The sequence below is a fragment of the Rhodococcus sp. IEGM 1366 genome, assembly GCF_033142425.1.
GTDB classification, from domain to species: Bacteria; Actinomycetota; Actinomycetes; order Mycobacteriales; family Mycobacteriaceae; genus Rhodococcus_F; species Rhodococcus_F globerula.
In genome coordinates this window covers 132,871-148,965 of the sequence record NZ_JAWLRZ010000006.1, presented here as the reverse complement: position 1 = coordinate 148,965, position 16,095 = coordinate 132,871, and the positions used below count along the sequence as shown (strand labels likewise).

At 62.0% G+C, this 16,095-nt stretch carries 17 protein-coding genes; 12 read left to right on the top strand and 5 right to left on the bottom strand.

What is annotated here, in order from left to right; translation table 11 throughout:
* Nucleotides 1-53: 53 nt before the first annotated feature.
* The 8 genes from R4P64_RS18995 (at nucleotide 54) to R4P64_RS18960 (ending at nucleotide 8,621) form a co-directional block, all read left to right on the top strand.
* Nucleotides 54-365 carry a helix-turn-helix transcriptional regulator gene (locus R4P64_RS18995; RefSeq protein ID WP_033234132.1) on the top strand — a complete coding sequence of 104 codons (312 nt, stop codon included), beginning with the start codon at nucleotides 54-56 and terminating at the stop codon, nucleotides 363-365.
* Complete coding sequence (locus tag R4P64_RS18990; RefSeq protein WP_095888705.1) at nucleotides 358-894, top strand: hypothetical protein; 537 nt, start codon at nucleotides 358-360, stop codon at nucleotides 892-894. Before R4P64_RS18995 ends, R4P64_RS18990 begins: the two co-directional genes overlap by 8 nt.
* A gap of 35 nt (nucleotides 895-929) precedes the next feature.
* Complete coding sequence (locus tag R4P64_RS18985; RefSeq protein ID WP_033234131.1) at nucleotides 930-1,826, top strand: ABC transporter ATP-binding protein; 897 nt, start codon at nucleotides 930-932, stop codon at nucleotides 1,824-1,826.
* Nucleotides 1,823-3,016 carry an ABC transporter permease gene (locus R4P64_RS18980; protein WP_092806647.1) on the top strand — a complete coding sequence of 398 codons (1,194 nt, stop codon included), beginning with the start codon at nucleotides 1,823-1,825 and terminating at the stop codon, nucleotides 3,014-3,016. The genes R4P64_RS18985 and R4P64_RS18980 overlap by 4 nt, the downstream gene beginning before the upstream one ends.
* Nucleotides 3,017-3,091: 75 nt before the next feature.
* A complete protein-coding gene (locus R4P64_RS18975; RefSeq protein WP_033234129.1) occupies nucleotides 3,092-4,579 on the top strand; it encodes an acetyl-coenzyme A carboxylase carboxyl transferase subunits beta/alpha in 1,488 nt (495 codons plus the stop codon).
* Nucleotides 4,576-5,640, top strand: a complete 1,065-nt coding sequence (locus R4P64_RS18970; protein ID WP_317822224.1) for a hypothetical protein — start codon at nucleotides 4,576-4,578, stop codon at nucleotides 5,638-5,640. The genes R4P64_RS18975 and R4P64_RS18970 overlap by 4 nt, the downstream gene beginning before the upstream one ends.
* A 126-nt stretch (nucleotides 5,641-5,766) precedes the next feature.
* The gene (locus tag R4P64_RS18965) at nucleotides 5,767-7,683 is read left to right on the top strand and encodes a propionyl-CoA synthetase (RefSeq protein ID WP_045069082.1); all 1,917 of its coding nucleotides are present in this window, start codon (nucleotides 5,767-5,769) and stop codon (nucleotides 7,681-7,683) included.
* A 92-nt stretch (nucleotides 7,684-7,775) separates the two neighbouring features.
* Nucleotides 7,776-8,621, top strand: a complete 846-nt coding sequence (locus R4P64_RS18960; RefSeq protein ID WP_033234127.1) for a mycofactocin-coupled SDR family oxidoreductase — start codon at nucleotides 7,776-7,778, stop codon at nucleotides 8,619-8,621.
* A 323-nt stretch (nucleotides 8,622-8,944) separates the two neighbouring features.
* On the opposite strand, the gene R4P64_RS18955 is transcribed toward R4P64_RS18960, so the two are convergent.
* Nucleotides 8,945-9,331 carry a DUF1304 domain-containing protein gene (locus tag R4P64_RS18955; RefSeq protein ID WP_033234126.1) on the bottom strand — a complete coding sequence of 129 codons (387 nt, stop codon included), beginning with the start codon at nucleotides 9,329-9,331 and terminating at the stop codon, nucleotides 8,945-8,947.
* An 85-nt stretch (nucleotides 9,332-9,416) separates the two neighbouring features.
* Here R4P64_RS18955 and R4P64_RS18950 point away from each other — a divergent pair, with 85 nt between their 5' ends.
* Nucleotides 9,417-9,998: a TetR/AcrR family transcriptional regulator gene (locus R4P64_RS18950; RefSeq protein WP_033234125.1), complete on the top strand. Its 582-nt coding sequence runs from the start codon at nucleotides 9,417-9,419 to the stop codon at nucleotides 9,996-9,998.
* Between the two features lie 29 nt (nucleotides 9,999-10,027).
* Here R4P64_RS18950 and R4P64_RS18945 read toward each other — a convergent pair whose 3' ends face one another.
* Nucleotides 10,028-10,615: a TetR/AcrR family transcriptional regulator gene (locus R4P64_RS18945; RefSeq protein ID WP_033234124.1), complete on the bottom strand. Its 588-nt coding sequence runs from the start codon at nucleotides 10,613-10,615 to the stop codon at nucleotides 10,028-10,030.
* 105 nt (nucleotides 10,616-10,720) lie between these two features.
* Between R4P64_RS18945 and R4P64_RS18940 the strand changes: the two genes are divergently transcribed.
* Nucleotides 10,721-11,941: an MFS transporter gene (locus R4P64_RS18940; RefSeq protein WP_317822221.1), complete on the top strand. Its 1,221-nt coding sequence runs from the start codon at nucleotides 10,721-10,723 to the stop codon at nucleotides 11,939-11,941.
* A 62-nt stretch (nucleotides 11,942-12,003) separates the two neighbouring features.
* Here the strand turns inward: R4P64_RS18940 and R4P64_RS18935 are convergent, their stop codons facing one another.
* Together R4P64_RS18935 and R4P64_RS18930 are read right to left on the bottom strand one after the other, a co-directional pair.
* A complete protein-coding gene (locus R4P64_RS18935; protein ID WP_095888703.1) occupies nucleotides 12,004-13,353 on the bottom strand; it encodes a cryptochrome/photolyase family protein in 1,350 nt (449 codons plus the stop codon).
* A gap of 10 nt (nucleotides 13,354-13,363) precedes the next feature.
* The gene (locus R4P64_RS18930; protein ID WP_095888704.1) at nucleotides 13,364-13,951 is read right to left on the bottom strand and encodes a TetR/AcrR family transcriptional regulator; all 588 of its coding nucleotides are present in this window, start codon (nucleotides 13,949-13,951) and stop codon (nucleotides 13,364-13,366) included.
* A gap of 76 nt (nucleotides 13,952-14,027) precedes the next feature.
* Between R4P64_RS18930 and R4P64_RS18925 the strand changes: the two genes are divergently transcribed.
* Nucleotides 14,028-14,405, top strand: coding sequence for a DUF952 domain-containing protein (locus tag R4P64_RS18925; RefSeq protein WP_317822218.1), 378 nt, complete (start codon nucleotides 14,028-14,030; stop codon nucleotides 14,403-14,405).
* Here R4P64_RS18925 and R4P64_RS18920 read toward each other — a convergent pair.
* Nucleotides 14,402-15,397, bottom strand: coding sequence for a hypothetical protein (locus R4P64_RS18920; protein WP_045069791.1), 996 nt, complete (start codon nucleotides 15,395-15,397; stop codon nucleotides 14,402-14,404). The two genes, R4P64_RS18925 and R4P64_RS18920, sit on opposite strands and share 4 nt — an antisense overlap.
* Nucleotides 15,398-15,486: 89 nt before the next feature.
* Between R4P64_RS18920 and R4P64_RS18915 the strand changes: the two genes are divergently transcribed.
* Complete coding sequence (locus R4P64_RS18915) at nucleotides 15,487-16,062, top strand: TetR/AcrR family transcriptional regulator (RefSeq protein ID WP_033234121.1); 576 nt, start codon at nucleotides 15,487-15,489, stop codon at nucleotides 16,060-16,062.
* The last annotated feature ends 33 nt before the right edge of the window (nucleotides 16,063-16,095 follow it).

Sequence of the window (16,095 nt, the reverse complement as noted above, 5' to 3'; positions counted from 1 at the left end):
TTCTGAATGCAGAATCCTTGACAAAACGTTGGGTTTTTACAACACTTTGATGCATGAGCCCAGTCCGGCGGGGAGCCTCGCTCCCCATCTTCAATCGCATCGGTGTACTTCGTGCCGAGCGAAAGATGACTCGGGCGCAGTTGGCACACCTTGTCGATGTAAATCCCCAGACCGTCGGCGCGCTCGAGCGCGGCGACCACTACCCCAGCCTGGATCTCGCGTTCCGCATCTGCGACGTGTTCGACCTCCCGGTGGAAGCGGTGTTCTCCCGCGCGGAGTTCGGCCCCCTGTCCACCGAGGTCTACCGACCGGGCCGGATCACCGAAGGGAGCGAAAAGACCAGTGTCCCAAACGAATCTGATTGAACTAAATCTGATCGACCGCTACCAGGCGCGCCGCACCAGACAGTTCCTGCAGCAAGAGGAAACTTTCCGGCATTGGTTGCCGAAGTGGCGAACCCGTCGGCGCCGACGGGTGCTCGTGACCGCGCTCGGCGTCGTATTCACCGCGATGATCGTCTTGGCAGTCGCATTTCTTTTCAACACCACCGTGGCGCCCTTGCTCTGGGTGCCGCTTACCTTCGTATTTCTGCCCCTGTGGACATCTGTACAAGTGGTCTCAGGGCGTCAGGGCGACGCGCCACGTGATGCGCTGGACGAATGGGAGATCCAGCAGCGCAACAGTGCCCGCTCGATCGCGCTGACCGTAACCCAAACGTTGGTCTTCATTGTCGCGATATTCCTGATTTTCACCTCGACAGTGGGGTGGAATGTAGAGAGACTGGCGTACTCGGGAGGTGGGATGGCAATCACCGCGATGCTGATCGGCGCATGTACACCGGCGATGATCATTGCCTGGACGCAACCCGATCCGGAACCTGGCGACACAGACTGACCGCAGTAGAACATTTCGACCGATGGGAAGGAACCATGCCAGCCACCCTCACGATCGACGGCATTTCGAAACGCTACGGCGACGTCGTTGCGCTCGACAACCTCAGCTTCGAGGTGCATCCAGGGGAGATCTTCGGGTTTGTCGGCAGTAACGGCGCCGGAAAGACGACGACCATGCGCATCGCCCTCGGTGTGCTTGCGGCCGACTCCGGGGAGGTCCGGCTCGGCGGCAAACCTGTCGACCTCGATGTGCGCCGCACCATCGGGTACATGCCGGAAGAACGTGGGCTGTATCCGAAAATGAAGGTGGGCACCCAATTGTCCTACCTCGCAGAATTACACGGCCTGTCCAAGGCTGACGCACGGGCGGCGACAGAGCGCTGGACGGAACGCTTGGACATCGCCGGTCGAGTCAAGGACACCGTCGACTCGTTGTCGCTGGGCAATCAGCAACGTGTGCAACTCGCCGCCGCACTGGTTCACGATCCCGCGGTACTGGTGCTGGACGAACCCTTTTCGGGTTTGGACCCGGTAGCTGTCGACGTCATGAGTGAAGTCCTGGTCGAAAAGGCGCGCACGGGCGTGCCCGTCATATTCTCCAGCCACCAACTCGAACTGGTGGAGCGCCTGTGTGATCGTGTGGGCATCATCAGCCGGGGCAGTATGCGCGAGATCGGAACAGTGAACGAGTTGCGCGGTAAGGGAAATGCCCAGCTCGAAGTGCATGCGCCCGACGCTCCCGCCGGCTGGGCCGATCACCTCATCGGCGTCTCGGCAATCAGCCACGGCGGTGGACGGACGCTCCTGAGCGTCGACGCCACCGCTGACGATCAGCAGATCCTGCACGCTGCTCTGAAAACGGGCCCGGTTCACGAATTCACCCGTCGACGCCCGTCGTTGACCGATCTGTTCCGCGAGGTGGTTGCAGCGTGAGTACACAGTTGAGTGGGGCCCGCGCTGTGGGGTTGGTCGCGCGGCGCGAATTCACCACGCAGATAGCCAAAAAGAGTTTCCTGATCAGCAACATCATCATTCTGATCGCGATTGTCGGTGGCATCATCGGCATCTCGCTGTTCTCCGGCGGTGACGACAGCAAGTCCACGATCGGTGTGGTGGGCGATCAGTCGCTCTCGCAGACTCTTGTCACCACCGGCGACGCGATCGGAACTCCGGTCGAGGTGAAGGAGTACAGCGACGAGCAAGCAGCCCGCACCGACGTGAAGGACGGAAACCTCGACCTCGCAGTCGTACCGGGCGACGGCGGTAGCGTCACCGTCGTCACGAACAAGGAAATCGACACCAACCTGCGAGTGGTTGTCGAGAGTTCCGTTGCCCAGCAAGCGCAATCGACCGCGCTGACCGAGGCGGGAGTCGATCCGGCGCAGCTTGCCAACGCCACGGCAGCCGCCACGGTCACCGTCGATACTCTCGATCCGCCAGACCCCGAGCAGGGTCAGCGCATCGCGCTGTCCGTTGCAGCGGTGGCGCTGCTGTACATGCAGATCATGTTGTTCGGCACCTACGTGGCAATGGGTGTCGTGGAGGAAAAGTCGAGTCGTGTTGTCGAACTGCTACTTTCGACGCTTCGGCCGTTGCAGTTGTTGTGGGGCAAGGTACTCGGAATCGGTGCGGTGGGACTACTCCAGCTGGCCGCGTACGCGATAGCCGGAGTTGGCACGGGCCTGGCAACCGGGCTTCTGACTGTGACCGGAACCGCGATCGGCGTGCTGATCGGCACCATCGGCTGGTTCATTCTCGGGTTCGCATTCTTTGCCGTTCTCTATGCCGCCGCGGGTTCCATGGTGTCGCGGCAGGAAGACGTCAACGCCACAGCCGCACCACTGGTGATACTCATCGTGGCGATGTTCGGTATCGCGTTCTCCACCGTCGGAAATCCGGACGGAACTCTGAGCAACGTTCTCAGTTGGATTCCGCCGTTCTCCGCCATCCTCATGCCGCTACGGATCGCTGCGGGTGTGGCAACGCCATTCCAGATCGTGGGCACCATCGTGCTGATGGTGACTGTGACCGTCATCTTCTCGATGATCGCGGCAAAGATCTACCAGCGCTCCATCCTTCGCATCGGCAAGGTCGTCTCGTGGAAGGAAGCCTTCGGCCGCTGATCCGGTTTCACACTCACGCACTTCGCCCCGTAGGTTCGTCCGCAGCGAAGGTGCTTACCTGATACGGAGGGTGTTGTGCGAATCTCGGCCGAGGAATTACTGGCGCAGGTACTCGATCCAGGGAGCTTCGCCTCCTGGGACGTGGCGCCGCTCGACGTCCATCCCGGCCCGGAGTACGCCGCAGACCTTGCCAAAGCTCGGGAAAAGAGCGGTGCCGACGAGTCGGTAACTACCGGCGTCGGCACCGTTCGTGGGCGTCGGGTCGCGGTAATCGCCTGCGATTTCAGCTTTCTCGCGGGCTCGATCGGTGTCGCCGCAGCGGAACGAATCACGGCGGCCGTCGAACGTGCCACGGCAGAACAACTTCCGCTCCTGGCCTCCCCCACGTCCGGCGGAACCAGGATGCAGGAGGGCACCGTTGCCTTCGTGCAGATGGTCAAGATCGCTGCGGCTGTTGCACTCCACAAGGGGGCACATCTGCCGTATCTGGTTTACCTGCGCAACCCCACCACCGGTGGCGTATTTGCCTCTTGGGGATCGCTTGGTCACATCACCATTGCCGAACCCGGCGCACTGGTGGGCTTTCTCGGACCACGTGTCTACGAGTCGCTGTACGGCGAAAAGTTCCCCGAGGGCATTCAAACGTCGGAAAACTTGTACCGCAACGGCGTCATCGACGGTGTGGTGCCCGTCGAACGTCTTCGCCTGCTGGTCAATCGAGCACTGTGTGTTCTCAGCGATCCCCCGGCGCCGTCAGCACCCGAATCCGCAGATGTTCCCGAGATCCCCGACGTTCCGGCCTGGCAGTCGGTGATGCTGTCCCGCCGCGCAGACCGTCCGGGTATCCGGCAACTACTGCGCCATGCTGCCACCGAACAGGTACCGCTCAGTGGCACGGGCCAAGGTGAGACCGACAAGACGATCCTGCTCTCGCTCGCCAGGTTCCGAGGTTACCCCTGCATCCTGCTCGGGCAGGATCGCAGTGGGCAGTCAACCCAGAACACCATGGGGCCTGCGGCGCTGCGTGAGGCGAGACGCGGCATGAAACTGGCGGAAGAACTACAACTTCCCTTGGTTCTCGTGATCGACACGCTCGGAGCATCGCTGTCCAAGGAGGCTGAAGAACGCGGACTGGCTCCCGAAATCGCCCGCTGCATAGCAGATCTCGTGATGCTGAAGACGCCCACGGTTTCTGTGCTTCTCGGTCAGGGCACTGGCGGCGGCGCATTGGCGCTTCTGCCGGCCGATCGGGTGTTGGCCGCACAGAACGGTTGGCTCGCCCCACTGCCACCCGAAGGCGCCAGTGCGATCGTGCATCGCGACATCACCCACGCTCCGCAGATGGCCGCGGCCCAGGGAATTCGATCGTCGGACCTTCTACGTGACGGCATCGTCGACGCCATCATCCCCGAACGGCCCGATGCGGCAGACGAACCCGTCGAGTTCTCCAAACGCGTCGGGGCGGCAATCTCGCACGAACTCGCCCTGCTGGCAACTGAATCCACCGTCGACAGAACCTCTGCGCGGATCTCTCGCTATCGTAATTTGGGGGTACCCCGGTGAATCCGAAGGCGACCGATCCGAGCGTACTGACGCACAGCTACGACCGCGCCGCGCTGGCGCGCTTCGAAGTGTTCCTCTTCGCCTCGATTGCCACGGTGCTCATCACCCGTGCCTACCTCGCTGCCATGGGATATCCCCAGATTGGCGGCGGTGCACTGCATATCGCGCATGTTCTGTGGGGCGGACTACTGATGGCGGTCGCGATCGTCATGACAGCCATCACGGAAGGCAGTCGAATCCGCGACCGCGCATCGCTGATCGGCGGCATCGGATTCGGGTTGTTCATCGACGAGATCGGCAAGTTCGTCACGTCCGACGTCAACTACTTCTACCAACCCGCCATTGCCATCATGTACGTCGTCTTTGTTCTGTTCTACCTGGTAGCGCGTGAAGTGGTGATCCGGCGCGGCATGAACGACCGCCATCGACTGTCCATCGGCGCGCGAGCGCTGTCGGATCTTGCTCTCGGACAACTGGATACCGTTCATTACAACCATGCACTGCGCGTTCTCGACGGAGTCCGCGACCCCACGCTTGCCGACTTGGCCGGTTCGATCAGGGCTGGTCTGCACTCACACACCCCCACCGGCGACGGTATCGAATCGCGGATCACACAGTGGCGCAACTCGGTCTCGGCCCGCCTCGACGCCTTTGTCGGTCATCGAATAGTCCGTCGCGTCGTGCTGGCAATCTTTGTCCTGGACGCACTCAGCGCAGTGATCAGCGTCGTCGTCGCGTTTGTGACCGACGAAGAGATCATCGCGCAGGACATCTCCGATCTTGTGGTTCTGCTGTCGAGTGTTACCGCCGGAATCCTGGTCATTCTCGGTGTGTGGTTCCTGTTCCGCGGACGCTACCTACGCGCGTTGCGACTGCTGCGGGCTTCCATCGTCGTCAACCTTCTCGTGACGCAGGTGTTCCTGTTTGCCCAAGATCAGTTCGGCGCCCTCACCGGATTTGTTCTCTCACTGTTCCTGCTCGCCGTACTCCGCGTCACGATTCGACGCGAGGAGGCAGAACTCGCGCCGGCTCCTGACCCCGCGCTCGAAACCCGCCACTGACCGACAAATCGAGCCCGTCCAGCGCAAAGGAACCTTCCCGGCCATCCTCAGCCCCAATCTGTCCCCTACCTGGCCTAAGGTGTTTCCCGTCACAGATGTCCGAAGTTGAGGAAAGGACCCACATCGATGAGCGAGAGCCAGCCGGCGTCCCACACCACCTATGCCGACGCGTACCGCGAGAGCATGGACCAGCCGGAAAAGTTCTGGCTCGACGCTGCGCAGGCAGTCGACTGGGATGTGGCTCCCACTTCAGCTCTCGACGACTCCACGGCGCCCGTCTACCGCTGGTTTCCGGGCGCATCGCTGAACACGAGCTTCAACGCTCTCGATCGCCACGTCCGTGACGGCCGCGGCGATCAGACCGCACTGATCTTCGACTCCGCGATGGTCCCCACCAAGGCCACGTACACGTACTCGGAACTGCTCGAGCAGGTGTCACTGTTTGCCGGTGTGCTTCGCGACCAAGGTGTTGTGGCGGGCGATCGCGTAATCATCTACATGCCGATGATCCCCGAAGCAGCAATTGCGATGCTGGCCTGTGCGCGGATCGGCGCAGTGCACTCGGTGGTGTTCGGCGGTTTTGCCGCGAAGGAACTCGCAACTCGTATCGACGACGCCGGCCCGGTTGTCCTGGTGACCGCGTCTGGTGGCCTCGAGCCGGGCCGCACCATCGAATATCTGCCGATGGTGGAGAAGGCTCTGCAGCTTTCCGCGACACCGGCGCACACCGTCATCGTGAAAAATCGTGAGCAGATTCCGGGTTCGGCGGCCGATTACAAGTCCAGTGGCGCAGCGTGGTTCGACTGGGACGAGCTGATCTCCGACACGACGCCGGCTGCTCCGGTCTCTGTCGCCGCTACCGATCCGCTCTACATCCTCTACACCTCGGGCACCACGGGTAAGCCCAAGGGCGTTGTGCGCGACAACGGCGGACACGCTGTTGCCTTGACCTGGACGATGAAGAATCTCTACAACATCTCCCCTGGCCAGGTGTGGTGGACCGCGTCCGACGTCGGCTGGGTGGTCGGCCACTCGTACATCGTCTACGGCCCGCTTCTCGCGGGAGCCACGACGGTCATGTACGAGGGCAAGCCCGTCGGAACGCCGGATGCCGGCGCGTTCTGGCGCATCATTTCCGAGTACAAGGTCTCGGCGCTGTTCACCGCGCCGACAGCAATCCGCGCTGTCCGCAAAGCCGATCCCGACGCGAAAGAGATTGCCAAGTACGACATCTCGTCGCTCGATACCCTGTTCGCCGCCGGTGAGCGCCTCGACCCCGACACGTACGAATGGGCGACCCGCGTTCTCGACCGTCCGGTCATCGATCACTGGTGGCAGACCGAAACCGGGTGGGCGATCTGCGCAAACCTTCGTGGCCTCGAACCCATGGCGATCAAGGCCGGTTCCCCCACCGTCGCGTGCCCCGGCTATCGCGTCGAAATCGTCGACGGCAAGGGCGAACTCGTCGAGGCGGGCACCGAGGGCAACATCGTGATCGGTCTCCCCCTGCCTCCCGGCACACTCGCCGGACTGTGGCGCGACGACGATCGCTACGTCAAGTCCTATCTCTCCACCTTCGACGGTTACTACCTCACCGGCGATTCCGGCTACATCGACGAGGACAACTACGTATTTGTCCTCGGCCGCAGTGACGACGTGATCAACGTTGCGGGCCATCGCCTCTCGACCGGCAGCATGGAAGCTGTTGTCGCAGGCCATCCCGCAGTCGCGGAATGCGCCGTCATCGGCATCCACGACGAACTCAAGGGACAGCGTCCCAGCGGCTACGTCGTACTCAAGTCCGGCGTCGACATCGATCCAGAGACGCTGCGCAAAGAACTGGTCGCCCGGGTCCGCGATCAGATCGGTGCCGTCGCCACGTTCCGCGACGTAACGGTGGTGGGCGCCCTACCGAAGACTCGTTCCGGCAAGATTCTACGCAAGACCATGCGCCAGATCGCCGACAACGAGGAGTACACAGTGCCATCCACCATCGAGGACGCGACCGTCCTCGAAGATCTGACGAAACTCCTTCGCGGATAACAAATTTTCCGGTTCCCCTGCCCGGCACCGCCAGAACCCGCAAGATGAACATGTTCTAGGTTTCAGGTAGTCACACGGGCAGGGGAATCAACATGGGCACATTGGACGGACAGGTCGCATTCATCACCGGAGCGGCCCGCGGTCAGGGCCGCGCACACGCCGTGCGCCTCGCGTCCGAGGGCGCAGACATCATCGCGGTGGATCTGTGCTCACCGGTCGCGACAGCCGGATACGACATGGCTACCGAGGCGGACCTGGCTCAGACCGTCAAATTGGTAGAGGCGCAGGGCCGACGCATCTCCGCCTCCGTCGCCGATACCCGTGATCATGACGCGCTCAAAGCAGCGGTCGATGCCGGTGTCGAGAAGTTCGGCCGACTCGACATCGTCATCGCCAATGCCGGTATTGCCGCATCAGCGAAGTTGTCGTGGGATCTGAGCCCGGAAGAATTCCGTGAATTGATGGACATCAACGTCACCGGCGTCTGGTTGACCACAAAGGTCGCAATCCCCCACATCATGAGTGGCAACCGAGGCGGATCAATTGTGCTGATCAGTTCCATGGCGGGCCTGCGGGGCGTGCCGGGCATCGCCCACTACTCGGCGTCCAAACATGCCGTCCGCGGATTGGCGAAGTCATTGGCCAACGAGCTCGGCTGGGCCGACATCCGGGTCAATTCAGTGCATCCGGGCAACGTGCGCACCACGATGATCGACAACGAACCCATGGTTCGAGCATTCCGGCCGGATCTGGAAAACCCGGTTCTCGAGGACACCGCGCCCATCATGTCGAAGCTGAATCTCCTGCCGCATCCGTGGGTGGATCCCGAGGTGATCGCCGACGCGGTGTTCTATCTGGTGGGACCTGCCGGACGCGGAATCACCGGTATCGCGTTGCCCATCGACCTGGGCACGTCGGAAAAGTTCGCCGGCGGGTAGGCGGCTAGGCGGCTAGGCGGCTAGGCACACAAAATTGCCCCTGCCGGATGGGTCTCGAGCACCATCCGGCAGGGGCAATTCTCGGCTTGATCAAGCCTTCGTAGCAACAGAACAAGTAGTCGGCAACCTCATAGGCGCTCCTCGTCTGAAGTAGGAAACTCTTGTGTGGGATGCGCAACAAACCCAAGACCAGGATAGAAGCATTCTCGGAAAAGTGCGCGCCAATCGGCGGTATTTTTTCAGATTCGGACAAACGCGGCAAGCCTCTCACCACCTATTATCGAACCGGATCGGATCTTTTACCCATCCCGACCGTCCCATCCTTACAGCAGGTGGATCACCAACAAGATCACTGCGATAGCCGGGAACAGCATCTGAACGACCGCGGCGCGCGCTTTGTCCGGCGAAGACAGGATCAGGACAAGACCCGCCGCAACCATCGACCCGGTTCCCGCGAGAACAAGCGCGATTCCCACTGACGCCGAACCTGTTGCTGCGACGACGATGCCGATCACCGAGACGATCGCCAGGAAAAGGTTGTAGAAGCCCTGGTTGAACGCCAGCGGCTTTGTTGTCAGCGCTTCTTCCTCCGACTTCACACCGAATGTGGCGCGGGTCTTCGGCGCCGTCCAGAGGATCGATTCGAGGACAAAAATGTAGACGTGCACAACTGCGGCCAGTGCCGCGAAGATGTAGCCGGCGACGTTCATCGGTGGACTCCTGAGTTTCGGCGAATTCTGTATCGTTCGGTCCAATATATACTGGACCGAACGATACAGAAAGGGGTGGCTTTTGATGGCCCGGTCACAGGAGTTCAATTCCACCAGCGCGATTACCGCAGCGTTGGATGTGTTCTGGGCTCGCGGATACGAAGGAACGTCGCTCACCGACCTCGAAACGGCAACCGGCTTGAGTCGGTCGAGCCTCTACAACTCGTTCGGCAACAAGCGCGGCGTATTCGACGCGGCGGTGCAGATGTACCTCGAACACGTCATCCGCCCGCGCCTGCGCGGCCTGACCGACAATCCGACGCCCGACGCGGTTGAGCGCTACCTCACCTCCCTGCGCGGCGCCATCGCAACCATGACACCTGATTCACCCAGACGCGGGTGCCTGCTACTCAACGCAGCAGCGGGCATCGGCGCGCACGACGACGCCGTCGCGGCTGTGATTCGCAGCTACCGGCAAGAACTCTCCGACGCGATCGCCAGTGGGTTACAAGCCTCATTCCCGAGCGCTACGGCCGCCACGCTCGCGGATCGAACCCGAATTCTCCTCTCCTGCACCGTAAGCGCGCTCGTTTTGGCCCGGGTCGATACCGCACAGGCAAGCGCAACCCTGGAATCTGCACGCCGCTTGCTTGTCGAATGGAGTTAGCAGATTCTTCGAAGATCACTCAAACCAGCTCACTCCGTAGCGACCCGCACCTCGAGGGCAAGCGCCTGGTCTACCAATTCCGCGACTCGTTGCGGCGAGACCGGTTCAAGGTCGAACAGAATTCGGTAGATGATCGGCGCCACTACATGATCCACCACCGAATCACCATCCACTGCAACAGCTTCCGGCCAACGCGCGAGTATCACATCGATCTGCGTACGGCAGAAGAAGGCGCACTTGAATTTCTTGGTGCCATCTGGTGCGTGCGTTTGATCGTCGCTCATGAGCACATCTCGCAGCGACGCACGACCGACCGGCGCGGACATCTCCTCGAGGTACTCCTGCGCCCAGACTGTCAGATCTCCTCGGAGTGAACCCGTTTCACGCGGGTCGGCATCCGGGCGCAGTCTCTCGATCGAGACGTCCGCAAAGACTTCGTTGATGTCGCCCCACCGCCGATAGATGGTAGACGGGGTCACACCCGCGTCGGTCGCGATCATCGGGACCGTGATCTCTGCTCGATCGCGCTGTTCCAACAACTTGCGCGCCGACGCGTGCACAGCCTGTTGGATGCGCGCGCTGCGGCCACCGGGGCGCGGACCTGTGGACGGACTCATGAATCAATCCTAACGCAAAGATGTTGCATTAGGACATTGCCAGGCGTAGCGTCCCAAACGCAAAGTATTTGCGTTTGAGGTCTTCACCACCCGCACGGGAGCGCTATGACAACGACCGTTTCACCACCGACCGAGAGCACCGCACGCCCGCGCCTGGGTCGGGGAGCAGCTTTCACACTGATCGCCGTCATCATCGCCACGTTCCTGGGCGCGTCCGCGACCCCGACGCCGCTGTACGAGCACTACCAACAGATGTGGGGATTCTCCTCGCTCGCGTCGACGCTCGTCTTCGGCATCTACGCCCTCGCACTACTCGCCACACTCCTGACCGCCGGGTCCTTGTCGGATCACATCGGCCGACGTCCGGTCCTGCTCGGAGCGCTCGCTCTCGAGGCAGTCTCGCTCGTGTTGTTCGCCTCGGCCGACGGCTTGGCGATCCTGCTGATCGCCCGCGTCGTGCAGGGAGTCGCCACCGGCGCAGCAATCAGCGCTTTGGGTTCTGCGTTGATCGACCTCGAACGCACTCCCGGCCGCGGGTCCATCATCAACAGTGTCGCTCCGACAGTCGGCCTTGCCGTCGGCGCGGTGGGTTCGAGCCTCATCAGTGAGCACCTCCCCCGACCAACGAGCACTGTCTACCTGGTTCTCCTCGTACTGGTCGCTCTCGAAATCCTCGGGGTATGGGCCGCGCCGGAAACCTCGGGCGGACGGCCAGGAGCCTGGCAGTCGCTACGCCCCACCCTTGCCGTTCCCCGCCAAGCACGAACGATGATCGCGTTGACCGCACCGTGCCTGATCGCGGTTTGGGCGTTGGGCGGGTTCTACCTCTCACTCGGACCGGCGTTGGCGCGCAACGCACTCGAGGTTCACAGCTCTCTCATCGGAGCCGTCATGGTCGCAACGCTGACGGGATTCGGAGCGGCCGCAGTGCTCACCTTCCGCACACTCGGTGGCCGGACTGTGATGCTGATCGGAACCACAGCACTGGTGCTCGGGGTGGCCGTCACACTCGTCGGCGCTGAAACATCCTCTGCGGTACTGATTCTGGCCGGTACAGCCGTTGCGGGCATCGGGTTCGGAGCGGGGTTCCAGGGAACCATCCTCACTGTCATGCCGCTCGCCGAGAACCACGAACGCGCGGGTCTGTTGTCCACCGTGTACGTCATCGCATACCTGGCCAACAGCCTTCCGGCATTGCTGGCCGGCTATCTGGTCGGCAAGGTGGGCTTGGTGGATACGACGCGCGGTTATGGGGCACTTGTCATGGTTCTCGCGGCCGCCGCGCTGGTCGGACTGTTGATGACCGGAGAACGCAAAGTCTCGTAGCCATCCATTCGCGAGTAGATTTTCTCCCTGCTGATTCTTTCGGCAGCGATCGATCGACGGTTTCACTCCACCTTGATCTCGCCGTAACGCCGCAGGGCTTCTTCACGTTCGACCGCATGGTCGACAATCGGATCCGGATAGTCCGCCGGCCGCATGGCTTTCAACGAGTGAACTGCCTTGCCAGGCACATCCCGGAGTTCAGGCACCCACCGGCGGACATAGCTCCCGTCTGGGTCGAATTTCTCGCCCTGGGTAATCGGGTTGAATACCCGGAAGAACGGTGACGCGTCGGTTCCCGACCCCGCTGTCCATTGCCAGCCGTGCTGATTGGACGCCAGATCACCGTCGACGAGGTGTTGCATGAAGAACCGCGCACCGCGCCACCACGGAATGTGCAGGTCCTTCACCAGGAAGGACGCGACGATCATTCGCACCCGATTGTGCATCCAGTTCTCGGCCGCGAGTTGCCGCATGCCCGCATCGACGATCGGGAAACCTGTCTTGCCCTCACACCAGGCAGTGAAGACGGCGTCTGCGTCGGCTCCACCGTCGTGACGTAAGCGGTCGAACTTGTTGTCGTAGTTCTTCCGTGCACTGTCGGGGCGTTGAAACAGGATGTCTGCGTAGAAGTCTCGCCAGGCCAGCTGGCGACGATAAGCCTGAGCGCCGTCGCCGAGTCGCTTGGAAAGATCTGCCAACATGGTTCGCGGATGGATCGTGCCGTACTTGAGCGGAATCGACATCCGGCTGGTGGTGTCGAGATCGGGCCGATTGCGTTCGTCGTCGTACCGGTCAAGATCGTTCTCGCAGTATTCTTTCCACTGCTCGAGCGCACCGGCCTCACCGACGAAATCACTGACGGAGCCGGATGGCACGGGAATCTTCACCCGGCGCGGGCCACCGTCCTTGCCGCTCGGATCGAACCAACGAACGGTCTGCGTATCGGTCGACGCGGGGCCCCGCCAACCGTGTTCCATCCACTGACGGAAGTACGGCGTGAACACCTTGTACGGATCACCGTCGGCCTTGGTGACGCGTCCGGGCGCTACGGCGTACGGAGAACCGGTCGCGATCAACTCCACCTGCTCCGCCACTGCAGCGTCGCGCCGCCGGCCGTACGGTCCGTAGTCGGCACTGATGTGAACTTCTTCGGCGCCAACGGATTCCGCTACACGGGGCACCACGTCCGCCGGATCACCTCGAACAACCATCAATCGTCCGTCGAGTTGCTGATCGAGCGCCGTCAAGTTGGCGAACAGTTGATCCTGGCGGGGTGAGCCTGCCGGTCCGAGTAGTTTCTCGTCGAGAACGAACAGCCCCAACACCTCACCGCCGGCATCCGACGCCGCACTCAGGGTAGGAAGGTCACCTACCCGCAGATCGCGTCGAAACCAGACCACAGAGTTGCTCACCCCGTCGAGCCTACCGATCAGATCCCAGAACGCACCCCATCGCCCGAGCAGCAAGTTGCCCAGCTTTCTCGGGTGTCGGTTCGGAGGCGATCCCGAGCAATCGCCGACGGTGTTCCTCACCGAGCAGCAAGGTGTACAGCTGATCCGCGCACAGCGCAGCCTCCTCACCGTGCTGATCGAGCAATATCTTTTCCAGGAAGGCAATCGACTTGGCTGGGCCGGATTCGTAGAACGCTGCCGCCAGGTCAGGGAACTGCAATGCCTCACCGATCATCATGCGGTGCAGTGCAATCGAATTTTCGCTATGCAAGGCGACGACGATATCCACTGCTGCTGCGAGAAGGTCGGACTGGCCACTGCCTGCATTCTCGACGTACGAGTGCTGACGTGCGACGGCAGCTGCAAACACCGCAGACTTGTCGCCGAAGTAGCTGTACACGGTGCGCTTGGCGACGCCGGCCGCCGTGGCAATCGCATCGATGGTCGTTCGCGCAAAGCCGACTTCCCGAAACGAGTCGACCGCGACGTCGAGGATTTCGTTACGCCGGTCAGCGCGCTCGGCGTCACTGGTTCTCCCTCGTCGGCGAGGTTGCTCCATCAAGTCCCCCATTACGGTGCCACGCAATTAATGCTACGTTGACGTTTCATTAACTAGAACCTTACAGGAGCACCCCATGACCGGACAACGACTCGTCCACGTCGCAATCGCAGACGATTGGGAAGCGTGCAAGCGCTTCGGTGAATATGAGGTCTCCACTCGCGGAATCAGTTACGACGAGGCGGGATTCATCCGCGCAACCACCCCGGACGCACCCGCTTCGGTGCTCGATCTGGTGTTCGGCGACCTGACCCTGCCGCTGATCGTCGCCGTCATCGACGAGGACGCTCTGACCTCCGCGGGCATCGACGTCGAACGGGAGGCCGGAAAGCCTCGAATTCTCCGACCTCTACCGATGGACGAGGACACCGTGGTCGCCGAACTCGCCGTGGAACGCGTTGACGGGGCCTGGCCGATTCCCGACCTGACCCCGTACGCAACCCACGCCCGCTAGACCAGCACAGCCTCTGGTTCGGCTACCGGCATCGACGACTTCTTCCGGCCGGCGGCAACGCACAGCGCAATCCCCGCAGCAATCCAGCACAACAGCACCAGTAGTGGTGTGCCTGCTCCATTGCCGTCGAAGAAGGCCATCGAGCGGACTGATGCCCCTGCGGCGCCCGGCGGGAGCAGTTGCCCCAACGCACCCCAACCCGCAGGCAACCACGCCGCCGTTGTCGCCATCCCCGAGAGCGGATTGCCGACGAACATCATCGTGACGGCGCCTAACGCGAACCCCTTCATCCCGAGCAGCGATTCGAGCCCCAGAATGGGGAGCGAAATAGCCGAAATACCCACGGTGAGCGTTAGGGCGGTGAGCAGGTAGTTTCCGTCAAGGCTATTGGTGCCGAACTGCAGAATGGCAGTCAGTGCAAAACCAGCGACAACCGCGACGCCGACGGCGCCCAGCACTCGCTTGACGATACTGCGCGGAAACAGTTGCACGAGAACAACAGCAGGCATGATTCCTCCGAACACCAGCGGCAGGGCCAATGCCGTGAGCCCAGCACCAGTCGGATCGTCCGCCGTCAGCGGCACAACGTCTTCGACGGGCACTTGTGCCCCCGAAGCCTCCGAGAGGCCGTTGGCCACCCCGGTCAGGGTTTGAGCGATCGGCGTACCGCCGGCGGTCGCGATCAGCACGTGAGGGCCGGTCGCGTCGACGGCGATTCCGCCGACCACGTCTCGATTGCGAATCGCGTCGCGAAGGGAGTCGACATCGGCGAAGTTCTGGGTGTCGAAGGCACCCGGCTTGGTCGCCTCGAGCGAGGCGCTGATCTGCGTGGTTGCCTGGACTGGACCGGTGATGCCCAACTTCAGTTCGTGCGGGCCACTGTTTACCGAGGGCAGCACGAAAGCGAGCAGCATCAGCCCGATCACGGCGGACAAGCCCAACACCACGGCCACCAGCTTCTTGCGATCCCGTGCTTCAGCTTCGACGTTCATGATCACCTTCCCTAAGTGGAAGTTTTTCCTCCACTATTTGTGGAAGATATTCCTCCGGTTATGATGAACTGTCAATACCGGAGGTGAATGTGCGAGCCGATGCACGCGAACGCAGGAACGCAATAGTCGACGCCGCACGAGCGGTGTTCACCGAGCGTGGGCACGACGCCCCCCTCGACGCGGTCGCAGAACTAGCGAAAGTGGGGATAGCCACGCTCTATCGCAATTTTCCGACGCGCGAGGACCTGGTGACCGCGGTCGCCGTCGCGACGCTGACCGACGTCCGAGAGGCTGCGGACATCGCCCTCACAGCGATGCCAACCGATCCGACAAACGCGTGGCACACGTTGGTGGATCGGCTCGTGGAACTGCGCCTGGGTGCGCTCATTCCTGCCCTGGTGGAACATAGTTTCACCGAGTTGGCCCCCGAAGTTCTGGCAGTGCGCGAGGTGACGAAAGCGAAGATGACCGCGACAATCGGCGCCGCTCAGAGCGCCGGACTGGTCCGCGCCGATCTTCAACCCCTCGAATTTGTCATGGCCCTGGCCAAACTGACCCGCCCACAAATCGAACTGTCCGACGAGGCCATGCCGAACCTGGTCCCGAGGTTGGTCGCGGTGTTCATGGCCGGTCTACGACCGGACGGCACCGATTTACCGGTCTGATCCCCAAATCTGACAATCCCGCGGGCACAATAG